Origin of the sequence: Plantibacter sp. MPB07 (assembly GCF_046619465.1) — a bacterium.
In the GTDB taxonomy this organism is placed as follows: Bacteria; Actinomycetota; Actinomycetes; order Actinomycetales; family Microbacteriaceae; genus Plantibacter; species Plantibacter auratus.
In genome coordinates this window covers 1,453,915-1,475,474 of sequence record NZ_CP177043.1, presented here as the reverse complement: position 1 = coordinate 1,475,474, position 21,560 = coordinate 1,453,915, and the positions used below count along the sequence as shown (strand labels likewise).

Annotated in this window: 21 protein-coding genes; 17 read left to right on the top strand and 4 right to left on the bottom strand. The window is 69.3% G+C overall.

The annotated features are described in order from the left end of the window. Positions 1-100: 100 nt before the first annotated feature. Both ACLIME_RS06930 and ACLIME_RS06925 read right to left on the bottom strand, forming a co-directional pair. The gene (locus ACLIME_RS06930) at positions 101-601 is read right to left on the bottom strand and encodes a DUF4395 domain-containing protein (protein ID WP_411558501.1); all 501 of its coding nucleotides are present in this window, start codon (positions 599-601) and stop codon (positions 101-103) included. Continuing rightward, on the bottom strand, positions 598-1,032 hold the full coding sequence (locus tag ACLIME_RS06925) for a thioredoxin family protein (RefSeq protein ID WP_411558500.1): 435 nt from the start codon (positions 1,030-1,032) through the stop codon (positions 598-600). Before ACLIME_RS06925 ends, ACLIME_RS06930 begins: the two co-directional genes overlap by 4 nt. A gap of 108 nt (positions 1,033-1,140) precedes the next feature. Between ACLIME_RS06925 and dapA the strand changes: the two genes are divergently transcribed. The 16 genes from dapA (at position 1,141) to dapF (ending at position 18,145) form a co-directional block, all read left to right on the top strand. Further along, a complete protein-coding gene (gene dapA, locus ACLIME_RS06920; RefSeq protein WP_124769516.1) occupies positions 1,141-2,118 on the top strand; it encodes a 4-hydroxy-tetrahydrodipicolinate synthase in 978 nt (325 codons plus the stop codon). 20 nt (positions 2,119-2,138) lie between these two features. Further along, a complete protein-coding gene (locus ACLIME_RS06915; protein WP_064294449.1) occupies positions 2,139-3,815 on the top strand; it encodes a ribonuclease J in 1,677 nt (558 codons plus the stop codon). A 147-nt stretch (positions 3,816-3,962) separates the two neighbouring features. Next, complete coding sequence (locus tag ACLIME_RS06910; RefSeq protein ID WP_124769515.1) at positions 3,963-4,955, top strand: efflux RND transporter periplasmic adaptor subunit; 993 nt, start codon at positions 3,963-3,965, stop codon at positions 4,953-4,955. Continuing rightward, a complete protein-coding gene (locus tag ACLIME_RS06905) occupies positions 4,952-5,656 on the top strand; it encodes an ABC transporter ATP-binding protein (protein ID WP_411558499.1) in 705 nt (234 codons plus the stop codon). Before ACLIME_RS06910 ends, ACLIME_RS06905 begins: the two co-directional genes overlap by 4 nt. Next, on the top strand, positions 5,649-6,887 hold the full coding sequence (locus ACLIME_RS06900) for an ABC transporter permease (protein WP_124769514.1): 1,239 nt from the start codon (positions 5,649-5,651) through the stop codon (positions 6,885-6,887). Before ACLIME_RS06905 ends, ACLIME_RS06900 begins: the two co-directional genes overlap by 8 nt. A 58-nt stretch (positions 6,888-6,945) precedes the next feature. Continuing rightward, positions 6,946-7,437, top strand: a complete 492-nt coding sequence (locus tag ACLIME_RS06895; protein ID WP_079707090.1) for a GNAT family N-acetyltransferase — start codon at positions 6,946-6,948, stop codon at positions 7,435-7,437. A 77-nt stretch (positions 7,438-7,514) separates the two neighbouring features. After that, positions 7,515-10,409, top strand: coding sequence for a DNA translocase FtsK 4TM domain-containing protein (locus ACLIME_RS06890; RefSeq protein ID WP_411558498.1), 2,895 nt, complete (start codon positions 7,515-7,517; stop codon positions 10,407-10,409). 2 nt (positions 10,410-10,411) lie between these two features. Beyond that, complete coding sequence (gene pgsA / locus ACLIME_RS06885) at positions 10,412-11,020, top strand: CDP-diacylglycerol--glycerol-3-phosphate 3-phosphatidyltransferase (protein WP_411558497.1); 609 nt, start codon at positions 10,412-10,414, stop codon at positions 11,018-11,020. Then, positions 11,017-11,532, top strand: coding sequence for a CinA family protein (locus ACLIME_RS06880; RefSeq protein WP_079707087.1), 516 nt, complete (start codon positions 11,017-11,019; stop codon positions 11,530-11,532). The genes pgsA and ACLIME_RS06880 overlap by 4 nt, the downstream gene beginning before the upstream one ends. A gap of 219 nt (positions 11,533-11,751) precedes the next feature. After that, complete coding sequence (locus ACLIME_RS06875) at positions 11,752-12,060, top strand: helix-turn-helix domain-containing protein (protein WP_056012120.1); 309 nt, start codon at positions 11,752-11,754, stop codon at positions 12,058-12,060. A gap of 92 nt (positions 12,061-12,152) precedes the next feature. Then, positions 12,153-12,377, top strand: a complete 225-nt coding sequence (locus ACLIME_RS06870) for a DUF3046 domain-containing protein (RefSeq protein ID WP_079707086.1) — start codon at positions 12,153-12,155, stop codon at positions 12,375-12,377. A gap of 281 nt (positions 12,378-12,658) precedes the next feature. Next, positions 12,659-13,801 (top strand): recombinase RecA, encoded by a 1,143-nt coding sequence (gene recA, locus ACLIME_RS06865; RefSeq protein WP_079707085.1) that lies wholly within the window; start codon positions 12,659-12,661, stop codon positions 13,799-13,801. Between the two features lie 26 nt (positions 13,802-13,827). Continuing rightward, positions 13,828-14,706 carry a regulatory protein RecX gene (locus tag ACLIME_RS06860; protein WP_411558496.1) on the top strand — a complete coding sequence of 293 codons (879 nt, stop codon included), beginning with the start codon at positions 13,828-13,830 and terminating at the stop codon, positions 14,704-14,706. A 35-nt stretch (positions 14,707-14,741) separates the two neighbouring features. Further along, positions 14,742-16,343: a tRNA (N6-isopentenyl adenosine(37)-C2)-methylthiotransferase MiaB gene (miaB, locus tag ACLIME_RS06855; protein ID WP_411558495.1), complete on the top strand. Its 1,602-nt coding sequence runs from the start codon at positions 14,742-14,744 to the stop codon at positions 16,341-16,343. Beyond that, positions 16,340-17,254, top strand: coding sequence for a tRNA (adenosine(37)-N6)-dimethylallyltransferase MiaA (gene miaA / locus ACLIME_RS06850; protein WP_411558494.1), 915 nt, complete (start codon positions 16,340-16,342; stop codon positions 17,252-17,254). Before miaB ends, miaA begins: the two co-directional genes overlap by 4 nt. 9 nt (positions 17,255-17,263) lie before the next feature. After that, a complete protein-coding gene (dapF, locus tag ACLIME_RS06845; protein WP_124769508.1) occupies positions 17,264-18,145 on the top strand; it encodes a diaminopimelate epimerase in 882 nt (293 codons plus the stop codon). Between the two features lie 5 nt (positions 18,146-18,150). Here dapF and ACLIME_RS06840 read toward each other — a convergent pair whose 3' ends face one another. Then, complete coding sequence (locus tag ACLIME_RS06840) at positions 18,151-18,774, bottom strand: class I SAM-dependent methyltransferase (protein WP_079707080.1); 624 nt, start codon at positions 18,772-18,774, stop codon at positions 18,151-18,153. A 41-nt stretch (positions 18,775-18,815) separates the two neighbouring features. On the opposite strand from ACLIME_RS06840, the gene hflX reads away from it, so the two are divergent. Further along, on the top strand, positions 18,816-20,420 hold the full coding sequence (hflX, locus tag ACLIME_RS06835; RefSeq protein WP_228498742.1) for a GTPase HflX: 1,605 nt from the start codon (positions 18,816-18,818) through the stop codon (positions 20,418-20,420). Positions 20,421-20,429: 9 nt separating this feature from the next. Here the strand turns inward: hflX and ACLIME_RS06830 are convergent, their stop codons facing one another. Then, on the bottom strand, positions 20,430-21,350 hold the full coding sequence (locus tag ACLIME_RS06830) for a hypothetical protein (RefSeq protein WP_411558493.1): 921 nt from the start codon (positions 21,348-21,350) through the stop codon (positions 20,430-20,432). Between the last annotated feature and the right edge of the window lie 210 nt (positions 21,351-21,560).

Genomic DNA, 21,560 nt, shown 5'->3' with positions numbered 1-21,560 from the left:
GGAGCGCATCGGCGCTGGTGTTCGTGGGGTCAGCCTAACCGGATCGACCTGGGCGGTCACCCCGTCGACAAACGCTGTCGACAGGTGCTTCAGGCCACCGTCACGCTGGTCGTCCGATGAGGCGGGCGCGGAGGAGGAGCACATACAGGCGGCAGCCGAGGCAGAACCCGAACGCCGCGTTGAGGAAGGCGGCGACGAACGCGGCACCGGCGGAGACGGCGAGGGATCCCGGCAACCCGACGAGGTGCAGCACGAGTCCGATCGCGACCACCACGAGCCCGACGCCCTGCGCGAAGGTCGGTGGTTCGGGTGCCTCGAGTTCGACGGGCGGGCCGAGCATCGGGCGGATGAGGCGTCGGAACACGATGCCGTACGGGTGGCGTCGGATCCCGGCGAACGCGCCCCACGCGAACAGGGCTGCGACGACGACGAGGAGGACGAAGGCCGGTTGGCCGGCCCGCGCGGGCAGCGTGTCGGCGAGCGGCGCCGTCAGCGCGAGGAAGACGGCGACGAGGAGGAGCACGGCGGTCACGGTCGCGCCGAACCGCGGGCTGCGCGGGTCGATGCCGGTCGGCTGTGCTGCTGGAGGATTCGAGGTCATGCTGGTCTCCCGAGGACGGATCGGAGCTCGCCGGCGAGCACCGCACGGCGTGCGGCCCCGGAGAACCGACCGCGCACGATCCCGGCGCGGTCGAGGAGGAGGACGGTGGGCGTCTGCAGGACGGAGAAGCGGTCCGCGAGGTCGGGACGGTGGGTCAGATCGACGTCGAGGACGCCCACGCCCGCCTCCCCGTCGGCCAGCTCGTGCAGCAGTCGTCTGGTCCCGGGGCACTGGGCACAGAACTCGGTGCTGAACTGCACCAGGGTGGCCGATCGGCCGAGCGGAGTGGTCGTCCCGAGTGCCGCCGACGAGAGTCGGTCCCCGTCGGTGCGGTGCGACGCACGCCCGCTCCGTGCACGCACGACCAGACCCACCGCCGTCGCGGACAGAACGAGGACGAGGATCAGCGAGAGGGCGGGCAGCGGGGACATGGTGTCCGTCAGCATAGGTTCCGGGTGCCGGTCCCTGAGCCCGTGTGACGCGAGGTGACGGCCGTGCGGGTGGTGACCCGCAAGAGGGAAACCCGATAGCCTGAGAGGGTGTCGCGTGCAGAGAACCCCTTCGGTCAAGTCCTCGTCGCCCTGGTGACGCCGTTCACCGCCGACGGCGAGGTCGACTGGAAGGCCGTCGAGCGACACATCGACGACGTCGTGACCGCAGGGGCCGACGGCATCGTCGTCACCGGCACCACGGGTGAGACGTCGACGCTGACGGACCCGGAGAAGGTCAAGCTCGTCGAGGTCGGCAAAGCCGTCGCTGGCGGGCGCGCGAAGATCATCACCGGTGGTGGATCCAACGAGACGGCCCACGCGATCGAGCTCGCGAAGAAGAGCGAGCAGGCGGGTGCCGACGGCAACATGATCGTCACCCCGTACTACAACAAGCCCACCCAGGCCGGCGTGCTCACCCACTTCCGCATGATCGCCGACTCCACGGATCTGCCGGTCATCCTCTACGACATCCCGGGGCGAACCGGCATCCCCATCACCTACGAGACGATCCTGCGTGCGGCAAAGCACCCGAACATCCTCGCGGTGAAGGACGCCAAGGGCGACCTCAGCGAGGTGAGCCGGGTCATGAACCAGACGGACCTCATGTACTTCGCGGGCGACGACGCCAACGCACTGCCCACGCTCGCCATCGGTGGCACCGGCCTCATCGGCGTCACGGCCAACATCGCGCCGACGCCCTACCGACACATGGTCGACGCGGTGAACTCCGGCGACCTCGCCGCGGCCACCGCGGCGCACCGGCAGCTCGAGCCCCTCGTGCGCGCGGTCATGACCCACGTCCCCGGCACCGTCGCCGCCAAATACATCTTGCACGGCCTCGGCCGGATCCAGAGCCCGCGGGTACGTCTTCCGCTGGTCGGTCCGGAGGAGTGGGAGGCTGCGCAGATCGAGGATGAGATCGACCTGGTGAAGGACATCCCAGGCGTCGACTTCCGCAACTTCCGGCCAGACCGCAACGCCGCCGCCGGTGGCGCGCTGCCCAAGGTCGCCGGTACGACTCGCTAGACAAACCAGAGGGGGGCTACATGCCCAATACCATCATCGATCCGCCAGTCCTCGAGCCGGGGACGCTCCGCGTCATCCCCATCGGAGGACTCGGCGAGATCGGCAGGAACATGACCTGCTTCGAGATCGACGGCAAGATCCTGATCGTCGACTGCGGCGTGCTCTTCCCCGAAGAGCACCAGCCGGGCGTCGACCTGATCCTGCCCGACTTCACCTCCATCAAGGACCGGCTCGACGACATCGTCGGCGTCGTGCTCACGCACGGTCACGAGGACCACATCGGCGCCGTGCCGTACCTCCTGAAGCTCCGCAAGGACATCCCGCTGATCGGTTCCGGCCTGACGCTCGCGCTCATCGAGGCGAAGCTCAAGGAGCACCGCATCGTCCCCTACACCCTGCCGGTGAAGGAGGGCCAGATCGAGGCGCTGGGGCCGTTCGACCTCGAGTTCGTCGCGGTCAACCACTCGATCCCGGACGCGCTCGCGGTGTTCATCGACACCGACGCCGGCACCGTCCTCGTGACCGGTGACTTCAAGATGGACCAGCTGCCGCTCGACGGCCGCCTGACGGACCTCCGCGCCTTCGCCCGCCTCGGTGAAGAAGGCGTCGACCTCTTCCTCGTCGACTCGACGAACGCCGACGTGCCGGGCTTCACACCGCTCGAGCGGTCCATCGGGCCGGTCCTCGACCAGGTCATCGCGAAGTCCGAGCGCCGTGTCATCGTCGCGAGCTTCTCGAGTCACGTGCACCGCGTCCAGCAGGTCCTCGACGCGGCTCACGCCCACGGCCGCCGGGTCGCGTTCCTCGGTCGTTCCATGGTGCGCAACATGGGGATCGCAGCCGACCTCGGGTACCTGAACGTCCCCGAGGGCCTGCTCATCGACTACAAGAAGGCGAAGGACCTCCCCGAGGACAAGATCGTCTACATGTCGACCGGGTCACAGGGCGAGCCGATGGCCGTCCTCAGTCGGATGGCGAACCTCGACCACGCGATCGAGCCGGGCCCGGGCGACACCGTCATCCTCGCCTCGAGCCTCATCCCGGGCAACGAGAACGCGGTCTACCGGGTCATCGACGGCTTGACGAAGCTCGGCGCCACCGTCGTCCACAAGGGCAACGCGAAGGTCCACGTCTCCGGTCACGCAGCCGCCGGTGAGCTGCTCTACTGCTACAACATCCTCCAGCCGAAGAACGTGCTCCCGGTCCACGGCGAGTACCGTCACCTCGTCGCGAACCAGAAGCTCGCGATCGACAGCGGTGTCCCGGCGCAGAACACCTTCATCGGCGAGGACGGCATCGTCATCGACCTGAAGGACGGCGTCGCGAAGGTCGTCGGCCAGCTCGACGTCGGGCTCGTCTACGTCGACGGCTCGACCGTCGGCGAGATCACCGACGCCGACCTCAAGGACCGTCGCATCCTGGCGGAGGAGGGCTTCATCTCGGTCATCGTCGTCGTCGACTCGAAGACCGGGCACATCATCTCCGGCCCCGAGGTGCACGCGAAGGGCTTCGCCGAGGATGACAAGGTCTTCGCCGACATCAAGCCGAAGGTCGCCAAGGCACTCGCCGAGGCGGCGGAGAACGGCGTCCGCGACACGCACGCGCTGTCGCAGGTGATCCGTCGGACCGTCGGCCGCTGGGTCAACACGTCCTTCCGTCGCCGCCCGATGATCGTCCCGCTCGTCATCGAGGCCTGATCACGGGTCGGGTCCGCTCGGTCCCACCCGCCAGGAGGCGGTCGAACATCATTCGCGAGGGTGATGTCCGGCCGCCTTCCGCGTTGCTACCTTGGAATCCCCTATGGCCGCTCGTCACTCCGACTGCGGTGGATTCCGGAGGTCGGCGTGGGCATTGTCCGCACCTGGGTGTTCCCCATTCTGAAACTGCTCGTCTTCGCCGCGATCGCGGTGGCGCTCGTGAAGGTCGCGTTCTTCCCGGACGCACCGCAGGAGGAGGGGCCGACGCAGCCGACCGGGAGCCTCGTGGAACCACAGGTCCAGGCGGCGCTCGGCACCGTGGTCAACACCGTCTCGGTGGAGGGCCAGGTCGTCGCCGACCCGGCCAGCACGGCGAAGTCGACCGTCGCCGGCACCGTTGACGAGGTGTTCGCGGCCAAGGGGGCCGTCCTCGCGGAGGGCGATCCCATCCTCGACGTCAAGACGATCGACGAGGAAGGCAAGGAGCGGTACGTGCAGGTGACCGCGCCGGTCGCGGGCACCCTCGGCAACGTCAAGCTCATCCACGGGCAGTCGGTGCAGATCGGCGACGCGGTGGCGCAGGTGTCACCGGCCACGTTCTCGATCACCGGGGCGTTGAGCGCCGACAAACAGTACCGTCTGCTCACCATCCCCGGCGAGGCGACGGTCACCATCAACGGCGGCCCGGCCCCGTTCGTCTGTCCGGCGGTGCGCGTCACGACGCCGTCGAGCGGTGGCGACGAGGAGGAGCCGACGACGGGCGGTGGATCCGGGCAGACACCCGGTGCCGGCGGAACCGCCGTCACCTGCGCGGTGCCCGGTGACGTCCGGGTCTTCGCCGGACTCGCCGCGACGATCGAACTCGCGGGCGGCGTCGCCGAGAACGTCCTCGTGCTCCCGACGACCGCGGTCAAGGGTTCGGCCGGGACCGGGACCGTCTGGGTCGTCGGCGCCGACGGTGCGCAGGAGGAACGGCCGGTCACGCTGGGACTGAACGACGGGCAGCAGGTGCAGATCGTCGACGGCGTCGCCGAAGGCGACTCGGTGCTCCAGTTCGTCCCTGGAGCCGTCGCACCCGCGCCCGAAGGGTGCACCACGCTTCCGGACGGCAGCATGGCCTGCGACGGGTCGGTCGGGTGACGCTCCTCGAACTCCGCGGGGTCACCAGGGTCGTCCAGATCCCCGATGCGCCGCCGCTGACGATCCTCGACGGCGTCGACCTCGAGGTGCACGAGGGCGATCGCGTCTCCATCGTCGGTCGGTCGGGTTCGGGCAAGTCGACGCTCCTGAACCTGCTCGGCCTGCTCGACAAGCCGACCTCCGGATCGCTCGTCTTCGACGGCCGGCCGGCGGAGCATCTCGGGTCCGGTGCGCGCGACCGCCTGCGCGGAGCCCAGATCGGTTTCGTCTTCCAACAGTTCAACCTCCTGCCGGGCCGGACCGCGCTCGAGAACGTCACGACGCCGCTCCTCTACGCGAGTGGACGCTCGTTCTGGCGTCGCCGCGAGATCGCCGCCGCGATGCTCGAACGCGTCGGACTCGGTGACCGCCTCGATGCGATGCCGACGAAACTGTCCGGCGGCGAGCAGCAGCGCGTCGCGATCGCGCGCTCACTCGTCCGCGGGCCACGGCTCATCCTCGCGGACGAGCCGACCGGCGCTCTCGACGTCGAGACCGGCACCTCCGTCATGTCCCTGCTCGACGAGGTGGCGACCTCCACGGGCGCCGCCCTCGTGACGATCACCCACGACCGGGCGATCGCCCGACTCGCGACGACCCACCACCGTCTCGACCACGGCGTGCTCACTCCCGATCACGAACTGGAGGCAGCGGATGTCTAGGATCCTGACCTCGATCGTCGGAGCGGTCGTCGAGGCCGCCCAGGAGCTGCGGATCCATCGTGGCCGGGTCATCCTCTCGCTCATCGGCGTCGGCGTCGCGGTGTGCGCCCTCACGAGCATGGTCGGCATGTCGTCGCTCGCGGCGCAGGCCCAGACGGAGTCGCAGGAACGCTACGGCGGCCGGCCCGCCACGCTCATGGCGTCGGCCTACGGCACCGGAACGGAGCAACCCGACCCGGAGACCTACATCACGGCGGTGCACGACCTCGCCGAGCGGTACGGCATCGGGTACGTCTCGCAATCCGGCAGCACCCAGTTGAACGTGCAGTTCGCCGACGGAACCGTGCCGGTGCAGTCCACCGTCGTCGACGTCCCATACGGCGAGATGCACCGCATCAGACTCGACGAGGGCGCCTGGTTCCAGGAGGACGACGGCGACCGCCTCGCACCCGCGATCGTCGTGAACCCGGCGTTCTGGCAGCGCCTGGGCTCACCACCCATCGAGACGCACCCCACGGTCACGGTCCACGGTGAGCACCCGGTCACGGCCGTGATCGTCGGGGTGTACGCGAGCAACGAGTGGGACACCGAACCGCAGCTGTCGATCCTGCCCGCGGGGACAGCGCTCATCGGTCCGGTGTCCGGCGCCGAGGAGGGCATGGGGCAGCCCGGTCAGTTGCCGCAGTTCGAGTTCTGGGTCCCGAACGCGGACGCCGAGGCCTTCACCCAGCGGATCCAGTCCGACCTGCGTGCCGAACTCGGTGACGCGTACGGCGTCGACGTGTTCCGCAACGACTTCGGCCAGACGGGGGAAGACCCGCTCCTGTCGTTGAAGCTCGTGGTCGGCGCGGTCGCCGGGCTCATCCTCCTGCTCGGAGCCCTCGGGCTGATCAACCTCTCGCTCGTCACCGTCCGCCAGCGGATCCGCGAGATCGGGATCCGACGCAGTTTCGGGGCGACCGCGCCGCGGGTGTTCTTCGCCGTGATGATGGAGAGTGTCGTCGCCACCTTCGTCGCCGGGGTCATCGGCGTCATGCTCGCCGTCGCCGTCGTGAAGAGTCCGATCGTCGAGCAGTTCATCGGTCAAGGGCTCGTGACGGACTTCCCGCCGTTCCCCATCGAGGCGGCGGTCCTCGGGCTGGTGAGTGCCACGGCCGTCGGGGCGATCGCCGGGCTCCTCCCGGCGCTCGTCGCCGTCCGCGTGAAGGTGATCGACGCCATCCGGTACTGACCGACGGCGACCCCTCACGCGTCATCTGCTCGAAACACCGGTGGCGTACCATCCGTCCATGGCGGTCTACTCGATCCGCGACGCCGCGGTGGCTGATGTGCGCGTCCTCACCGACATGATGGTCGAGGCGGCGAACTGGAACGCCGTCGCGCCCCGTCCCCGGTCCGCCGTCCTCGCCGATGCGCAGCACACCCGGTATGTGCACGGCTGGCGTCGCCCCGGCGACGCCGGGGTCGTCGCCGTCGGGCAGGACGGTGCGCCCGTCGGGGCGTGCTGGTATCGACTCTTCCCGTCCGATGCACCCGGGTTCGGGTACGTGGCGGGCGGCGTCCCCGAACTCATCCTGGGGGTCAGTCCGATCCACCGCGCCCAGGGTGTCGGCCGGCAGTTGCTCCGCGCGACCGTGCAGCTCGCCAGAGCGGCCGGGTACCAGCGCATCAGCCTGAGCGTGGAGCGGGCGAACCACGCCGTCTCGCTGTACCGCACCGAGGGGTTCGCGACCGTGGACCGGCGGGGGACCCGTGACACGATGGTCCTGAATCTGCGCTGACCGCCCGGCGGATCGCGGATCGTGGACACCCCGCCAGCTTGCCGGGCTGCGTCGGTGGCGACGAGTACCGTGAACGCATGGCCGCACGTTCCAACTCGACCAGCCGTTCGCGCAGCGCTTCCTCGCCGAGCGGCGCTTCGTCGCGCACCACGAGCACGAAGACGAACACCAAGCCCGGCACCAAGGCGGGCGCGTCGACGACGAAGCAGCAGAAGACCGTCGCCTATCCGTCCGCCGAGGAGCAGCGCAGTGTGCTGACCTCGATGTGGCTCGGTCTCGCGCACGGCGTCGGTGGAGCGGTCAGAGCCCTCGGCCCCGAGCGCATCGCCAAGGAGGACCGTCGCGACGGCTTCCCCTTCCTGCTCTTCCTGCTGGCCGTCGTCGGTGCCGTCGTCGAGTGGTTCGGCGCGGCCGACCCGGTCGCCCAGACCTTCGACGCCTGGTCGTTCGGCGGCCTCTTCGGCCGACTCGCCTTCGTGCTCCCGGTCATCATGATCGTGTTCGCGGTCTGGCTGTTCCGGCACCCGGCCTCGGTCGACGACAACGGCCGCATCAGCATCGGCCTCGGTCTGCTTCTCATCAGCATCTCGGCGCTCTGCCACATCCACGGCGGCCAGCCGAACCCGAGTGAGGGCCTGCCCGCGCTGGCGCAGGCCGGCGGTCTCCTCGGGTGGATCCTCGGCGCTCCGCTCGCCGCGATCATCACCCCGATCGGCGCAACCGTCCTCATCTCGCTCCTCATCCTCCTCAGCCTCTTCATCGTGACCAAGACGCCGCCGAACCGCGTCGGTGCCCGCGTGCGGCAGTTCTCCACCTGGATGTTCGGCGAGCAGCCAGAGGCACCAGAAGGAGAGCCCGCGGAGCCGAAGAGCGCGCGGACGAAGCGACTCGACGACCTCGACGAGGAACCCGACGAGCCGGCGGCACTGCCGTGGTGGCGTCGCAACACGAGCCGTCGCGAGGACGACCCGACGTTCGAGGACCCGCTCATGGGCGACAACATGACCGAGCTCCTCGGCCTCGAGAAGCCGTCCGGCGGGTTCGACTCGCCGCTCGAACCGGTGGCCATGCCTGCCGCGTCGCCAAAGGTCGCTCCGGTGCACGACGCCTTCGGCTCCGAGCTCCTCGGCGACCTCGAAGCGGCGGAGAGCGCCGTCAAGCGGTTCAACACGGGCGAGATCAAACCGCAGACGGGTCTGCATGACGACAGCATCCCCGGCGCGACCGAGGTCATCGAAGACCTCGACCCGGCGCTCCTCGGTGCACCCGACCAGATCGACTTCTCGGCGCGCCCGATGGCGCAGCAGGGCCAGGACGACACGCCGTATCGTCTCCCGTCCGCAGGGACCCTGGCGGCGGGTGAGCCAGCGAAGACGCACAGCGCGGCCAACGACGAAGCGGTCGCTGCGATCACGAGCGTCCTCGACCAGTTCGGCGTCGACGCGAAGGTCACGGGCTTCTCCCGCGGCCCGACCGTGACGCAGTACGAGATCGAGCTCGGCCCGGGCGTCAAGGTCGAGCGGGTGACGGCACTCAGCAAGAACCTCTCCTACGCCGTGGCGTCCAACGAGGTCCGCATCCTCTCGCCCATCCCGGGGAAGAGCGCCATCGGCATCGAGATCCCGAACACCGACCGCGAGATCGTCACCCTCGGCGACATCCTGCGCTCGACGGCGGCCACGAACAGCAACCACCCGATGACGATCGGCGTCGGCAAGGACGTCGGCGGCGGCTACGTCGTCGCGAACCTCGCGAAGATGCCGCACCTCCTGGTCGCCGGGTCGACCGGCTCCGGCAAGTCGGTCTTCGTGAACTCGATGATCACCTCGCTCCTCATGCGCGCCAAGCCGAGCGAGGTGCGCATGGTCCTCATCGACCCCAAACGCGTCGAGCTCGCGCCGTACGCGGGCGTCCCGCACCTCATCACGCCCATCATCACGAACCCGAAGAAGGCGGCGGAAGCGCTGCAGTGGGTCGTGAAGGAGATGGACATGCGGTACGACGACCTCGCGAGCTTCGGCTACCGGCACATCGATGACTTCAACAAAGCCGTCGTGGCCAACGAGATCGTCCTCCCCTCGGGCAGCGAACGCGTGCTGAAGCCCTACCCCTACCTGTTGGTCGTCGTCGACGAGCTCGCCGACCTGATGATGGTCGCCCCCCGCGACGTCGAGGACTCCATCGTCCGCATCACGCAGCTGGCCCGTGCGTCCGGTATCCACCTCGTCCTCGCGACGCAGCGTCCGTCGGTCGACGTCGTCACCGGCCTCATCAAGGCGAACGTCCCCTCGCGCCTCGCCTTCGCCGTCACGAGCGTCACCGATTCCCGGGTCATCCTTGACCAGCCGGGCGCCGACAAGCTCATCGGTCAGGGCGACGCCCTGTTCCTGCCGATGGGTGCGAACAAGTCCATCCGTGTGCAGGGCGCATGGGTCGGCGAGAACGAGATCCAGCGGGTCGTCGAACACGTCACGAACCAGGCGCGGCCGGAGTACCGGAAGGACGTCCAGGCCGTCGCCGAGCGCAAGGAGATCGACGCGGACATCGGCGACGATCTCGAACTCCTGCTCGCCGCAGCGGAGCTCGTGGTGTCGACGCAGTTCGGATCGACCTCGATGCTGCAGCGGAAGCTGCGGGTCGGTTTCGCGAAGGCCGGCCGGCTCATGGACCTCATGGAGTCGCGCGAGATCGTCGGCCCGTCCGAGGGCTCGAAGGCCCGCGACGTCCTCGTCACCGCGGAGCAGCTGCCGGGTGTCCTGGCCCGTCTGCGCGGCGAGGACGACGGTTCGGCCGCTCCGGCCCCAGCGGCGGCGGCTTCGACAGCCGCCGCGGCAGCCCCGGTCGCCGGCACTGTCGGCGGCGTCGAGCCCGACCCCTACGGTGCGGACCCGGTCGAGGCCCAGTTCCAGGACTATCCTGAGGTCGAGGGCGGTTCTGACGAAGACGCCTGGAGTCTCACCGGTCGGGAGTAGACATGACGGCATCGAACGCGTCGGCTGCTGAGCCACGCATCTCGAACTGGAACCTCCCGAACGCGATCACCGTCGCGAGGATCGTGCTCGCACCGGTGTTCATGTGGATGCTGTTGGCGGACGACGGTTCCGACGGCGCACTGCGGTGGTGGGCCGCCCTGCTCTTCGTCGTGGCGATCGCGAGCGACGGCATCGACGGACACATCGCCCGCAGTCGCAACCTCGTGACGGACCTCGGCAAGATCCTCGACCCGATCGCCGACAAGGTGCTGACGGGCGGAGCGCTCTTCGCGTTGTCGATCCTCGGCGAACTGCCGTGGTGGGTCACGGCCGTCGTGCTCGTGCGCGAGATCGGCATCACCGTCCACCGCTTCATCGTGATCTCCGACCATGTCGTCGCCGCCGCGTGGATGGGGAAGCTCAAGACCCTGGCACAGGCCGTCGCGATCTCACTCGCCCTCGCGCCGTTCTGGGTGCTCCTCGGTGACTGGGTGCTCTGGGTGAACGGGGTCTTCATGACCATCGCCGTGCTCCTGACCATCGCCAGCGGCATCGACTACGTCGTCACCGCCGTCCGGGGGTCTCGCGCCGACCGGCAGGTCAAGCGATGACGTCCGACGCCGTCGAGTCGGCCGACGCCGGTGCCGCCTCGGCGGTCCACGCGCTCATCGACGCCCGGTTGACGATCGGTGTCGCGGAGTCCCTGACCGGCGGGCTGCTGGCCGCGGCGCTCATCAGCGTGCCCGGCGCGTCCGCGACGGTCCGAGGCGGTGTGGTCGCGTACGACACCCGCCTGAAGCACTCGTTGCTCGGAGTCGACGCCGGCCTCCTCGCGCTCCATGGCGCCGTGCACCCGGAGGTGGCCCTCCAGATGGCGGACGGCGTGCGCCGTGCCCTGGCGATCGACGGGCTTCCGGCAGACGTCGGTATCGCCACGACCGGCGTCGCAGGACCGGACCCGCAGGACGGCCAGGCCGTCGGGACGGTCTTCGTGGGCATCGTGACGCGAGCGGGTGGACGGGTGGTGCCGCTCACCCTGGACGGAGGCCGCCAGGAGATCCGACACCGGACCGTGGAGCTGGCGTTGGAAGCCCTCGTGCGCGAACTCGGCGCACTCCAGTGAACGCCGGGTCCGTTCGGCGGAATACCGTCCGTTTCCATCGCGTTACAGATGACGTATTCACAAGAAAAGCCCAGTGATCCTGGTTACTGTTCGGCATACGGTGGTTGTAATGTTGGCCATCCACGAACGAGACGGCGATCAGCTGGGACGACGTGAATCCGCGTTGGAGAAGCAGAGCGCTGTACGACACGAGGTCGTAGAGCACAGAGGGAGGGTCACGTGGTTCTAGTCCGTCAAGAGATCGGCGACGTGCTGAGGGACTTCCGGTTGCAGAAGGGTCGCACCTTGCGCCAGGTGGCGAGCAAGGCGAGCGTCGCACTCGGATACCTGAGCGAGGTCGAACGAGGCCAGAAGGAGGCGTCGAGCGAGATCCTCGCTTCGGTGGCCGACGCCCTCGACACCCCCATCTCCGTCATCATGCGAGAGGTCGGAGACCGCCTCGCGGTCATCGAGGGTCTCTCCCCGAACATCCCGGACACCGTTCCGGACGAACTGGTCAACGAGCTGGACGAACTCGTCTCCCGCTGATCGAGCGAGCACGGCAGCAGAACGCCCCGGGATCCCTCTCCCGGGGCGTTTCCGCGTCCGGACGGACGACGGAGGAAGGGACAGGAGCAGGAATGAAGCTGAGTGAGTTCAGGACGGCCGTCGCCGACGAGTTCGGCGCGGCGTACGGAGCGGTACTCACCGGTGACCTCGGACTCACCGAGTTCGGCTCGAAGACCGCCGAGGAGGCGTTGCGCGCCGGTGTCCCGCCCCGCGACGTCTGGATCGCGCTCTGTACCGCGACCGACGTGCCGGACGAGCGACGCCACGGCGTCGGACGGCTGCAGCCGGGCGCGTAGCGCGTCCAGTGCCACGGGCGAAGCGGTCTTCGACACGCCGCCCGATCGGTATCGAACATCCGTTCTAGTGGTGCTAGTGTCCTCCACAGGATCATTCGTGAGTGCGTTCTGCACGGATCGAGCCGTCCACCAGTGCATGTCGGTGGTGGCGCGTACCGTCGGAGACATCAGGAACGACCGACGCCTTGTCGCCCTCGGGTCCCGACCTTCAGCAGAAGCGGGTCCCGGAACACGCGGCGACAGCCTATAGGCACCCGACACCGAGCAGAGAGAAGCACACCATGCCAAGTCCAGCTGAACGCGAGAAGTCCCTCGAAACCGCACTCGCCCAGATCGACCGTCAGTTCGGCAAGGGCTCGGTGATGCGCCTCGGCAGCGACGAGCGCGCACCGGTCGAGGTCGTCTCCACCGGCTCGATCGCCCTCGACGTCGCGCTCGGCATCGGAGGGCTCCCGCGAGGCCGCATCGTCGAGATCTACGGGCCTGAGTCGTCAGGTAAGACGACGCTCACGCTGCACGCCATCGCGAACGCCCAGCGTGCCGGCGGCATCGCCGCCTTCATCGACGCGGAGCACGCACTCGACCCCGAGTACGCAAAGAAGCTCGGCGTCGACATCGACTCGCTGCTCGTCTCCCAGCCCGACACGGGTGAGCAGGCGCTCGAGATCGCCGACATGCTCGTGCGCTCGGGTTCCATCGACCTCATCGTGATCGACTCCGTCGCCGCGCTCGTGCCCCGTGCCGAGATCGAGGGCGACATGGGTGACTCGCACGTCGGTCTGCAGGCCCGCCTCATGTCGCAGGCCCTGCGCAAGCTGACCGGTGGCCTGAACCAGACGAACACGACGATGATCTTCATCAACCAGCTGCGCGAGAAGATCGGTGTGATGTTCGGCAGCCCCGAGACGACCGCCGGTGGCAAGGCCCTGAAGTTCTACGCCTCGGTCCGCCTCGACATCCGTCGCATCGAGACGCTGAAGGACGGCACGGAGGCCGTGGGCAACCGTACGCGGGTGAAGGTCGTCAAGAACAAGATGGCTCCGCCCTTCCGGCAGGCCGAGTTCGACATCCTGTACGGCGTGGGCATCTCCCGCGAAGGGTCGTTGATCGACTTCGGTGTCGAGCACGCCATCGTCAAGAAGGCCGGCGCCTGGTACACCTACGAGGGCGATCAGCTCGGTCAGGGCAAGGAGAACGCCCGGAACTTCCTGCTGAAGAACCCGGACATCGCCGCTGAGATCGAGCGCCGGATCCTCGGCAAGCTCGGTGTCGGTGCCGAGGGTGCCGCAACCAAGAAGGCCGCGGATGCCGCCGCAGCCGAGGTCGCTGCTGCCGAGGCCGCCGCGCTCGAGGCGGCGACCGGTGGAGCCCCGCAGCTCGCAGCCGCCGGCGCACCGAAGTCCGCCGCGAAGCGCAGCGCGTAACGCACGCCCCGAACAGCGAGGTCACCATGGTCGTCTCCTTCCCTCCCGCCGGTCCGGCCGACGAGTCGTCGGAGCACGTGGCCCCCGTGACCTCGCTGTTCGGGCGCCGTCCGGCGCCCGATCCAGCTGCCGAGCCCGACGGCTGGTTCGTCGGGCAGACCGACGACGCTCCTGTCGTTGCCGCGCCCGTCGTGCGTCCCGTCGCTCCGTTGCGACGGACCTCCACCGAGCGCGACGAGACGGAGGCCACCCCGCCGGGCGACGCATCGAGCGATGCCCCCGCAGCGACGAGCCCGACGACACCACCCGAGCCCGCCCCGCGGACGCTCGCCTGGACCTCGGTCGTCGAGGCGCCGGAGGACGACGACGCAGACGACCGCGCCGAAGTCGATGAGGTCGAGGCTCCCGTCGATCCAGAGGTCCGGCTGGCCGAACTCGACCTGCTCGCGGTCCGACGACTCGCCCGCCGCGGGTGTTCCGAGTGGGAGATCGCGGAACTCCTCCGCGGCCACGACGCCGCACCCGACGAAGTCGAACACGTCCTCGCCGAGCTCCGCCGACGCGGCTATCTCGACGACGCCGAACTCGCCCGGCAGCTCGTCGAGAGCCTGCACACCCGCAAGGGGCAGTCCCGTGCGGTGATCGGCCGCGAGCTCTCCTCGCGACGCATCGACGCCTCGATCGTTTCCGAGGCACTGGAAGCCATCGACGACGACGACGAGCTCCGACGAGCGCTGGTCGTCGCCGAGAAGCGTGCTGGTCAACTGCGCTCCCTCGATCAGGCGACGGCCGAGCGACGTTTGTCGGCCTATCTCGCGAGACGCGGATATGGCTCGGCGATCATCCGTGAGGCGTGCTCGCGTGCCCTGTCGGGGTCGAAGCGTTCCGGCGTGAGTTTCCGCTGACCGGAGGCATCTCAGGCCGCGCGTAGACTGCCGGTATGAGCAGCATCGTCGAGACGCCCACGGTCATCAGCGCCTCACCCGCCGCGATCGACGAGTCAGGTCGGCAGCGGAGCTATGAGGTCCGCACCTACGGGTGCCAGATGAACGTGCACGACTCCGAGCGGCTCAGCGGGTCGCTCGAGGCAGCCGGTTACGTCAAGGCGGACGGCGAGCAGGCCGACATCGTGGTCATCAACACCTGCGCGGTCCGCGAGAACGCCGACAACAAGCTGTACGGCAACCTCGGCCACCTGGCATCGATCAAGAAGCAGCGCAGCGGCATGCAGATCGCCGTCGGCGGTTGTCTGGCGCAGAAGGACAAAGAGGTCATCCTCCGGAAGGCCCCGTGGGTGGACGTCGTCTTCGGGACGCACAACATGGGCTCGCTGCCGTCGCTGCTGGAGCGGGCTCGGCACAACGACGAGGCCCAGCTGGAGATCCTGGAGTCGCTCGACACCTTCCCCTCCACCCTCCCGACCAAACGCGATTCCAGCTACAGCGGTTGGGTCTCGATCTCCGTCGGGTGCAACAACACGTGCACCTTCTGCATCGTGCCGTCGCTCCGTGGCAAGGAGAAGGACCGTCGCCCGGGCGAGATCCTCGGTGAGCTGCGCGCCCTCGTCGAGGACGGCGCCATCGAGGTGACGCTGCTCGGGCAGAACGTGAACTCCTACGGTGTCGAGTTCGGGGATCGTCAGGCGTTCGGCAAGCTCCTGCGGGCGGCCGGCACGATCGAGGGCTTGGAGCGCGTCCGGTTCACGAGCCCGCACCCGGCCGCCTTCACCGACGACGTGATCGATGCGATGGCCGAGACGCCGAACGTGATGCCACAACTGCACATGCCGCTGCAATCGGGTTCCGACCGCATCCTCAAGGCGATGCGTCGCTCCTACCGGTCCGAGCGCTTCCTCGGGATCCTCGATCGGGTCCGTGCCAGGATCCCGCATGCGGCCATCTCCACCGACATCATCGTCGGGTTCCCCGGCGAGACGGAGGAGGACTTCCAGGAGACCCTCCGCGTGGTCGAGGCCGCACGGTTCGCCAGCGCCTTCACCTTCCAGTACTCGATCCGTGCCGGCACACCGGCGGCCACCATGCCCGATCAGGTCCCGAAGGCCGTCGTGCAGGAGCGGTACGAGCGCCTCATCGCGTTGCAGGACCGCATCAGTCTCGAGGAGAACCAGCGCCAGGTGGGCCGGCAGGTCGAGTTGCTCGTCGCGGTCGGCGAGGGCCGCAAGAACGACGCCACGCATCGACTGAGCGGGCGGGCCGAGGACTCCCGGCTCGTCCACTTCGAGGTGCCGGCGGGCTCCGAGGTGCCGCGACCGGGCGACGTCGTGACGGTGACCATCACCGTGGCAGCGTCGTTCCACCTCATCGCCGATGCACCCGGCGATGAACCCCTGCGGGTTCGTCGGACGCGAGCCGGAGACGCCTGGGATCGAGCTCAGGCTGACTCCTGCGGCGTGCCGACGCCGGCCGGTGCGGCGGAGCCCGGCCGGGTCTCGCTCGGCCTGCCGGGCCTGCGCATCGGGGCGCCGACCGTCGACGTGACCACGTCGCCCATCTACGACCCGAGCGACGGCGAACGTCGGTGACCGGCTTCCTCGCGGTCGTCGGAGCGACCGGGACGGGGAAGTCCGCACTGTCGCTCGAGCTGGCGACCGCTCTCCGCGAGGCGGGGCGTCCAGCCGAGATCGTCAACGCCGATGCCATGCAGTTCTATCGCGGCATGGACATCGGGACCGCGAAGCTGCCCATGGAGGAGCGGCGCGGGATCCCGCACCACCTCTTCGACGTCCTGGACGTCACGGAGGAGGCGTCCGTCGCCTGGTACCAGCCGACGGCTCGCGCGGTGATCGACGAGCTCACCGCGCGTGGGGTGACGCCGATCCTCGTCGGCGGTTCCGGGCTGTACGTCTCGAGCGTCATCCATGACTTCCGGTTCCCCCCGAGAGACCGCGCCCTGCGCGAGCGCCTGGAACGGGAACTCGAGGAGGAGGGGCTCCCGGCGCTCATCGAGCGGCTCCGCCTGGCCGATCCCGCGACCGCCGACCGCATCGATGCGGCGAACGCCCGCCGGGTCGTGCGCGCACTCGAAGTCCACGAGTTGGCCGAGCGCGGCCACGGTGCAGCGCTTCCGGAACGCCCCGTCCCATGGCGGCCGGTCGAGGTCATCGGGGTCTCGACGCCGCGAGAGGTCCTCGTCGAGCGCCTCGACCGGCGCGTCGAGACGATGTGGGCCGCAGGACTCGTCGCGGAGACTGCTGAGCTGCTCGAGCACGGCCTCGAGCAGGGCGTCACCGCCGCCCGTGCGATCGGGTACGCGCAAGCGGTGGCGCAACTGCGGTCGGAGCTCACCGAAGCGCAGGCGATCGCCGAGACCCAGCGTCTGACGAGGCGGTACGCGCGCCGTCAGGTCAGCTGGTTCAAGCGCTACCCGGCGATCACCTGGGTGGAGGGCGGCAGCACCGAGGCCAGTGAGCTGGCCCACCGAGTGCGCCCGTAGACTGGTCGGATGGCGTCGACACTCTCCTTCACGAAGGGCCACGGCACGGGCAACGACTTCGTGCTCTTCTCCGATCCCGACGGCCAGGAGGCCCTCGATCCTGGCCAGATCGCGGCGCTCTGCGATCGGCATTTCGGGATCGGGGCCGACGGCGTCATCCGCGCCGTCCGGTCTGCGCACCTCGATGCCGGGGCGGCCGTGCTCGCTGAAGACCCTGCCGCGGAGTGGTTCATGGACTACCACAACGCCGACGGTTCGGTCGCGGAGATGTGCGGCAACGGCATCCGGGTGTTCCTGCACTACCTGCTCGAGAGCGGGCTCGTTGAGCTGGCCCCCGGCGAACAGCTCGCCATCGGCACCCGCGCCGGCGTCCGGATGGTCGGCTACGACCCGCTCGGCTACGCCGTCGACCTCGGCCGCTGGAGCCTCGACGAGCGGGAGACGCTCGTCCGGGTGAAGGGGCTGCCCGTGGCCCGCCCGGGGATCGGAATCGACGTCGGCAACCCGCACATCGTCGTCGCGGTCGCCGACGCCGCCGAACTCGACGGAGCGGAACTGGAGTACGTCCCACAGCTCGACCCCGTACCGCCGCACGGTGCCAACGTCGAGCTGGTCGTCCCGGGTGAGCCGCTCATCGCCGACGGCGTGGCACGGATCCGCATGCGCGTCCACGAGCGCGGGAGCGGCGAGACCCTGAGCTGTGGCACCGGGACGGCTGCCGCGGCGCTCGCGTTCCGCCACTGGGCGGGCGCGGCGGCTCCGAACGACTGGCGCGTCGAGGTGCCGGGCGGAGCGCTCGGGGTGCGCATGGTTCCCGGCGCAGACGGCGAGCACGTGGTGCTGGCCGGACCTGCGACGCTCGTCTACTCCGGGACGATCACCCTGGCCTGAGCCGGTCAGGCCGAACGGAGCTCCCGGCGCCGGGTGTGCAGGACGCGGAAGCCCTTGGCCATGGCCGCACGTCCGACGTGGAACGACGTCGGCAGCTGCTCCTGCAACCACTTCTGCAGTGAGTCCGAGCCGAGGTTCTTCTGTACGACGAGCCAGGCGTCGCCCTCGTCCTCGAGCCGCGGCAACCAGTGCATGAGCATGCGGTGCAGTTCGTCCTTGCCGACGCGGATCGGTGGGTTCGACCAGATGGTCGCGAAGCGGACCGTGTCGGGGACGTCGTCGGGGAGGACGGCACGGATGTTGGCGAGCCCGAGGCGTTCCGCGTTGATCCGGGTCAGGTCGAGCGCGCGTTCGTTCACGTCGACCGCCCAGACGGTCGCGTCCGGCGACGCGAGCCCGAGCGACAGGGCGATCGGGCCCCAGCCGCAGCCGATGTCGAGGAGGTCGCCCGTCGGCGGGGGAGGAGGGGTGTTCGCGAGCAGCACCTGGGTGCCCTGATCGAGGTGGCCTGGGCTGAAGACGCCGCCCGCCGAGACGAGCGAACGGTCGACGCCGCCGAGCCGTGCGGTGATCGGTTTGAGCTGCAACTCGCTCGCGGGTTCGGCGGTGAAGTAGTGCTCGTTCGACATACAGGAACGGTACCGGACCAGGAGGAAGTAGGGTTAACGCGATGCCTAGACCACCGATGGACGCACCCCAGGACCACGCAGACGACACCGATGTCGATGTCGAGGCGGTGGTGGACGACGCCTCGGTCACCGATCCCGACGACGTCGTCGCACGCGTGCTCACGAGCGCCGCGTCCCGATCGAGCGGGTACACCCTGTTCGGCAGCGGTGCCGCGGCGTTGCAGACCGGCGATGCATCGGGCGGCAGCTCCGACGACGGCGAGCAGTACGACCGCGAGGACCGACAGGCCCTCCGTCGCGTCGCCGGGCTCTCGACCGAGCTCGAGGACGTCACCGAGGTCGAGTACCGGCAGCTCCGGCTGGAGAACGTCGTCATCATCGGTGTCTACCCGCAGGGTGCGCTCCACGACGCGGAGAACTCCCTGCGCGAACTCGCAGCGCTCGCGGAGACCGCCGGCGCCGTCGTGCTCGACGGGCTCCTGCAGCGCAAACCGCACCCCGACCCGAGCACGTATCTCGGTCGAGGCAAGGCCCAGGAACTGAAGTCCATCGTCCAGGCGCTCGGCGCCGACACGGTGATCGCCGACACGGAACTCGCACCCAGCCAGCGTCGCGCGCTCGAGGACGCGGTCGGCGTGAAGGTGATCGACCGCACGGCGGTCATCCTCGACATCTTCAGCCAGCACGCGAAGAGCCGAGAGGGCAAGGCACAGGTCGAGCTCGCCCAACTCGAGTACCTCCTGCCCCGCCTCCGCGGCTGGGGTGAGTCCATGAGCCGTCAGGCCGGTGGTCAGGTCGGTGGTGCCGGGGCCGGCATGGGGTCGAGGGGCCCCGGTGAGACGAAGATCGAACTCGACCGACGCCGCATCCACACCCGTATGGCGAAACTGCGTAAGTCGATCACGGCGATGAAGCCGGCGCGCGAGGCCAAGCGGGCGAACCGTCGCCGCAACACTGTGCCGTCGGTCGCGATCGCGGGGTACACGAACGCCGGCAAGTCGAGCCTGCTGAACCGCATCACGAAGGCCGGCGTCCTGGTCGAGAACTCGCTCTTCGCGACGCTCGACGCGACGGTCCGCCGCAACGTGACCTCCGACGGACGCGAGTACACCCTGGCCGACACGGTCGGTTTCGTGCGCAACCTGCCGCACCAGCTGGTCGAGGCCTTCCGCTCGACGCTCGAGGAGGTCGCCGACAGCGACGTCATCGTGCACGTCGTCGACGCCGCGCACCCCGACCCGGCCGGCCAGATCGCCACCGTGCGAGATGTCATCGGTGAGGTCGGAGCTCGGCACATCCCCGAGCTGGTCGTGTTCAACAAGGCCGACCTCGTGGACGACGGCCAGCTGCTCGTGCTCCGCGGTCTCGTCCCGGACGCCGTCTTCGTATCGGCCCGCACCGGTCTCGGGATCGACGAGCTCATGGAGCGCATCGAGACGCTGATCCCGTCGCCGAGCAACGAGGTCCACGTCATCGTGCCCTTCGACCGCGGAGACCTGGTCACGCTGCTGCACGAACGCGGCAAGGTGCTGTCGACGGACTACGACGAGCGTGGCACGATCGTGCACGCCCTGGTCGGTGCCGAGCTCGCCGCCGCCCTCGCGCCGTTCGCCGAGGTCGTCCCGGCACCCGCCGTGGCCGGCTGACCCGACTCCTCACGCGCAGCGCGCGCGGACGGCATCCTTGAGCGCCTCCGCCGTGTCGGCGTCGAGCGGCAGGGTCATGAGGGCCTCCGGGCCGTCGTCGATCCGCACGACGAGTGGGAACAGGGTCCCCACCTTGTCCTCCGCCAGGGCATGCGGGTCGCACCGCGTCGGCACGATCCGCAGTTCGATGGACTGCGGGCCGTCGGCGGCGTCGACGGTCAGGCTGAGCGGCCAGTCCTGGGGTGGGTCACCGCCGCCGTCCGTCGGCACCGGTCGCAGCAGGACGGTCGAGCGCAGCGCGACGAGCTCCAGCCGACCCGGGGCGCCCGTCGGCACGGCAGTGATCGTCAGGACGGCGACCGTCGTGGCTCCGGCACCCTCGAGGCGGATCCCGGGAGCTGCTGCCACCTCGGCGATGCGGTGCACGGCCGCCACCGTGCACGTCGAGGCACGGATCCGCTGCAGCGCGTTCGTCGGATCGGGGAGGTCGGCGGCGGACAGGATCGAGTCGTCGTCGAGTCGGAGCAGGAGATCGACCTGCACGTCCCCGTCGCGTGCGTCGCAGTCGATCGGTGGCAGCTCGACGGCGAGGTCCGTGGTCTGTCCAGCGCGGACCGTCGAGGATCGGTCCCGGACGGTCGGCGCGGTGAACGCCGACCCCGCCAGCTCGAGTCCGACGATCGTGATGTCGTGGTCGCCGTCGTTACCGACCCGGACGATCGCGCCGTCGCTCGCGTACTGGTCCCGGTTCTGACGGAACTCGACCACGATGTCCTCGGCTGAGGCTGCGCGTGTCGCCCGCGGCACGGGCGAACCGGCGGTCGTGCACCCGGACAGGGCGATCACCACCGCCACGCAGGACGCGATGACGCGCGAACCGGGTACTCGGCGCTCGGCGCCCCGGTGCCTGGTGCCCATGGTCATGGTCATGGCATCAGCGTAGGACCGGAGCGCCGCCGGGGGAATGTGTCGCAGGATGACGCTGTCGGGCGGATATCCGTCGCGCGGATCGTCGGGCGTTGCTATCGTCGTGCGCATCGTACCCGCCCTCACCGGCGGATTCGGAGCGACAGCCGAGCCCGGCACCCGCCCACGACACACCAGCGGAACCGCTGCGTGCTGCGTGGTCGCCGGCTCTCG

What these genes read in the sequence shown, in the direction of transcription:
- ACLIME_RS06930 (WP_411558501.1), bottom strand. Translation starts at nt 601, where the DNA reads ATGACCTCGAATCCTCCAGCAGCACAGCCGACCGGCATCGACCCGCGC.
- ACLIME_RS06925 (WP_411558500.1), bottom strand. Translation starts at nt 1,032, where the DNA reads ATGTCCCCGCTGCCCGCCCTCTCGCTGATCCTCGTCCTCGTTCTGTCC.
- ACLIME_RS06915 (WP_064294449.1), top strand. Translation starts at nt 2,139, where the DNA reads ATGCCCAATACCATCATCGATCCGCCAGTCCTCGAGCCGGGGACGCTC.
- ACLIME_RS06900 (WP_124769514.1), top strand. Translation starts at nt 5,649, where the DNA reads ATGTCTAGGATCCTGACCTCGATCGTCGGAGCGGTCGTCGAGGCCGCC.
- ACLIME_RS06895 (WP_079707090.1), top strand. Translation starts at nt 6,946, where the DNA reads ATGGCGGTCTACTCGATCCGCGACGCCGCGGTGGCTGATGTGCGCGTC.
- ACLIME_RS06890 (WP_411558498.1), top strand. Translation starts at nt 7,515, where the DNA reads ATGGCCGCACGTTCCAACTCGACCAGCCGTTCGCGCAGCGCTTCCTCG.
- pgsA (WP_411558497.1), top strand. Translation starts at nt 10,412, where the DNA reads ATGACGGCATCGAACGCGTCGGCTGCTGAGCCACGCATCTCGAACTGG.
- ACLIME_RS06880 (WP_079707087.1), top strand. Translation starts at nt 11,017, where the DNA reads ATGACGTCCGACGCCGTCGAGTCGGCCGACGCCGGTGCCGCCTCGGCG.
- ACLIME_RS06870 (WP_079707086.1), top strand. Translation starts at nt 12,153, where the DNA reads ATGAAGCTGAGTGAGTTCAGGACGGCCGTCGCCGACGAGTTCGGCGCG.
- recA (WP_079707085.1), top strand. Translation starts at nt 12,659, where the DNA reads ATGCCAAGTCCAGCTGAACGCGAGAAGTCCCTCGAAACCGCACTCGCC.
- ACLIME_RS06860 (WP_411558496.1), top strand. Translation starts at nt 13,828, where the DNA reads ATGGTCGTCTCCTTCCCTCCCGCCGGTCCGGCCGACGAGTCGTCGGAG.
- miaB (WP_411558495.1), top strand. Translation starts at nt 14,742, where the DNA reads ATGAGCAGCATCGTCGAGACGCCCACGGTCATCAGCGCCTCACCCGCC.
- dapF (WP_124769508.1), top strand. Translation starts at nt 17,264, where the DNA reads ATGGCGTCGACACTCTCCTTCACGAAGGGCCACGGCACGGGCAACGAC.
- ACLIME_RS06840 (WP_079707080.1), bottom strand. Translation starts at nt 18,774, where the DNA reads ATGTCGAACGAGCACTACTTCACCGCCGAACCCGCGAGCGAGTTGCAG.
- hflX (WP_228498742.1), top strand. Translation starts at nt 18,816, where the DNA reads ATGCCTAGACCACCGATGGACGCACCCCAGGACCACGCAGACGACACC.
- ACLIME_RS06830 (WP_411558493.1), bottom strand. Translation starts at nt 21,350, where the DNA reads ATGACCATGACCATGGGCACCAGGCACCGGGGCGCCGAGCGCCGAGTA.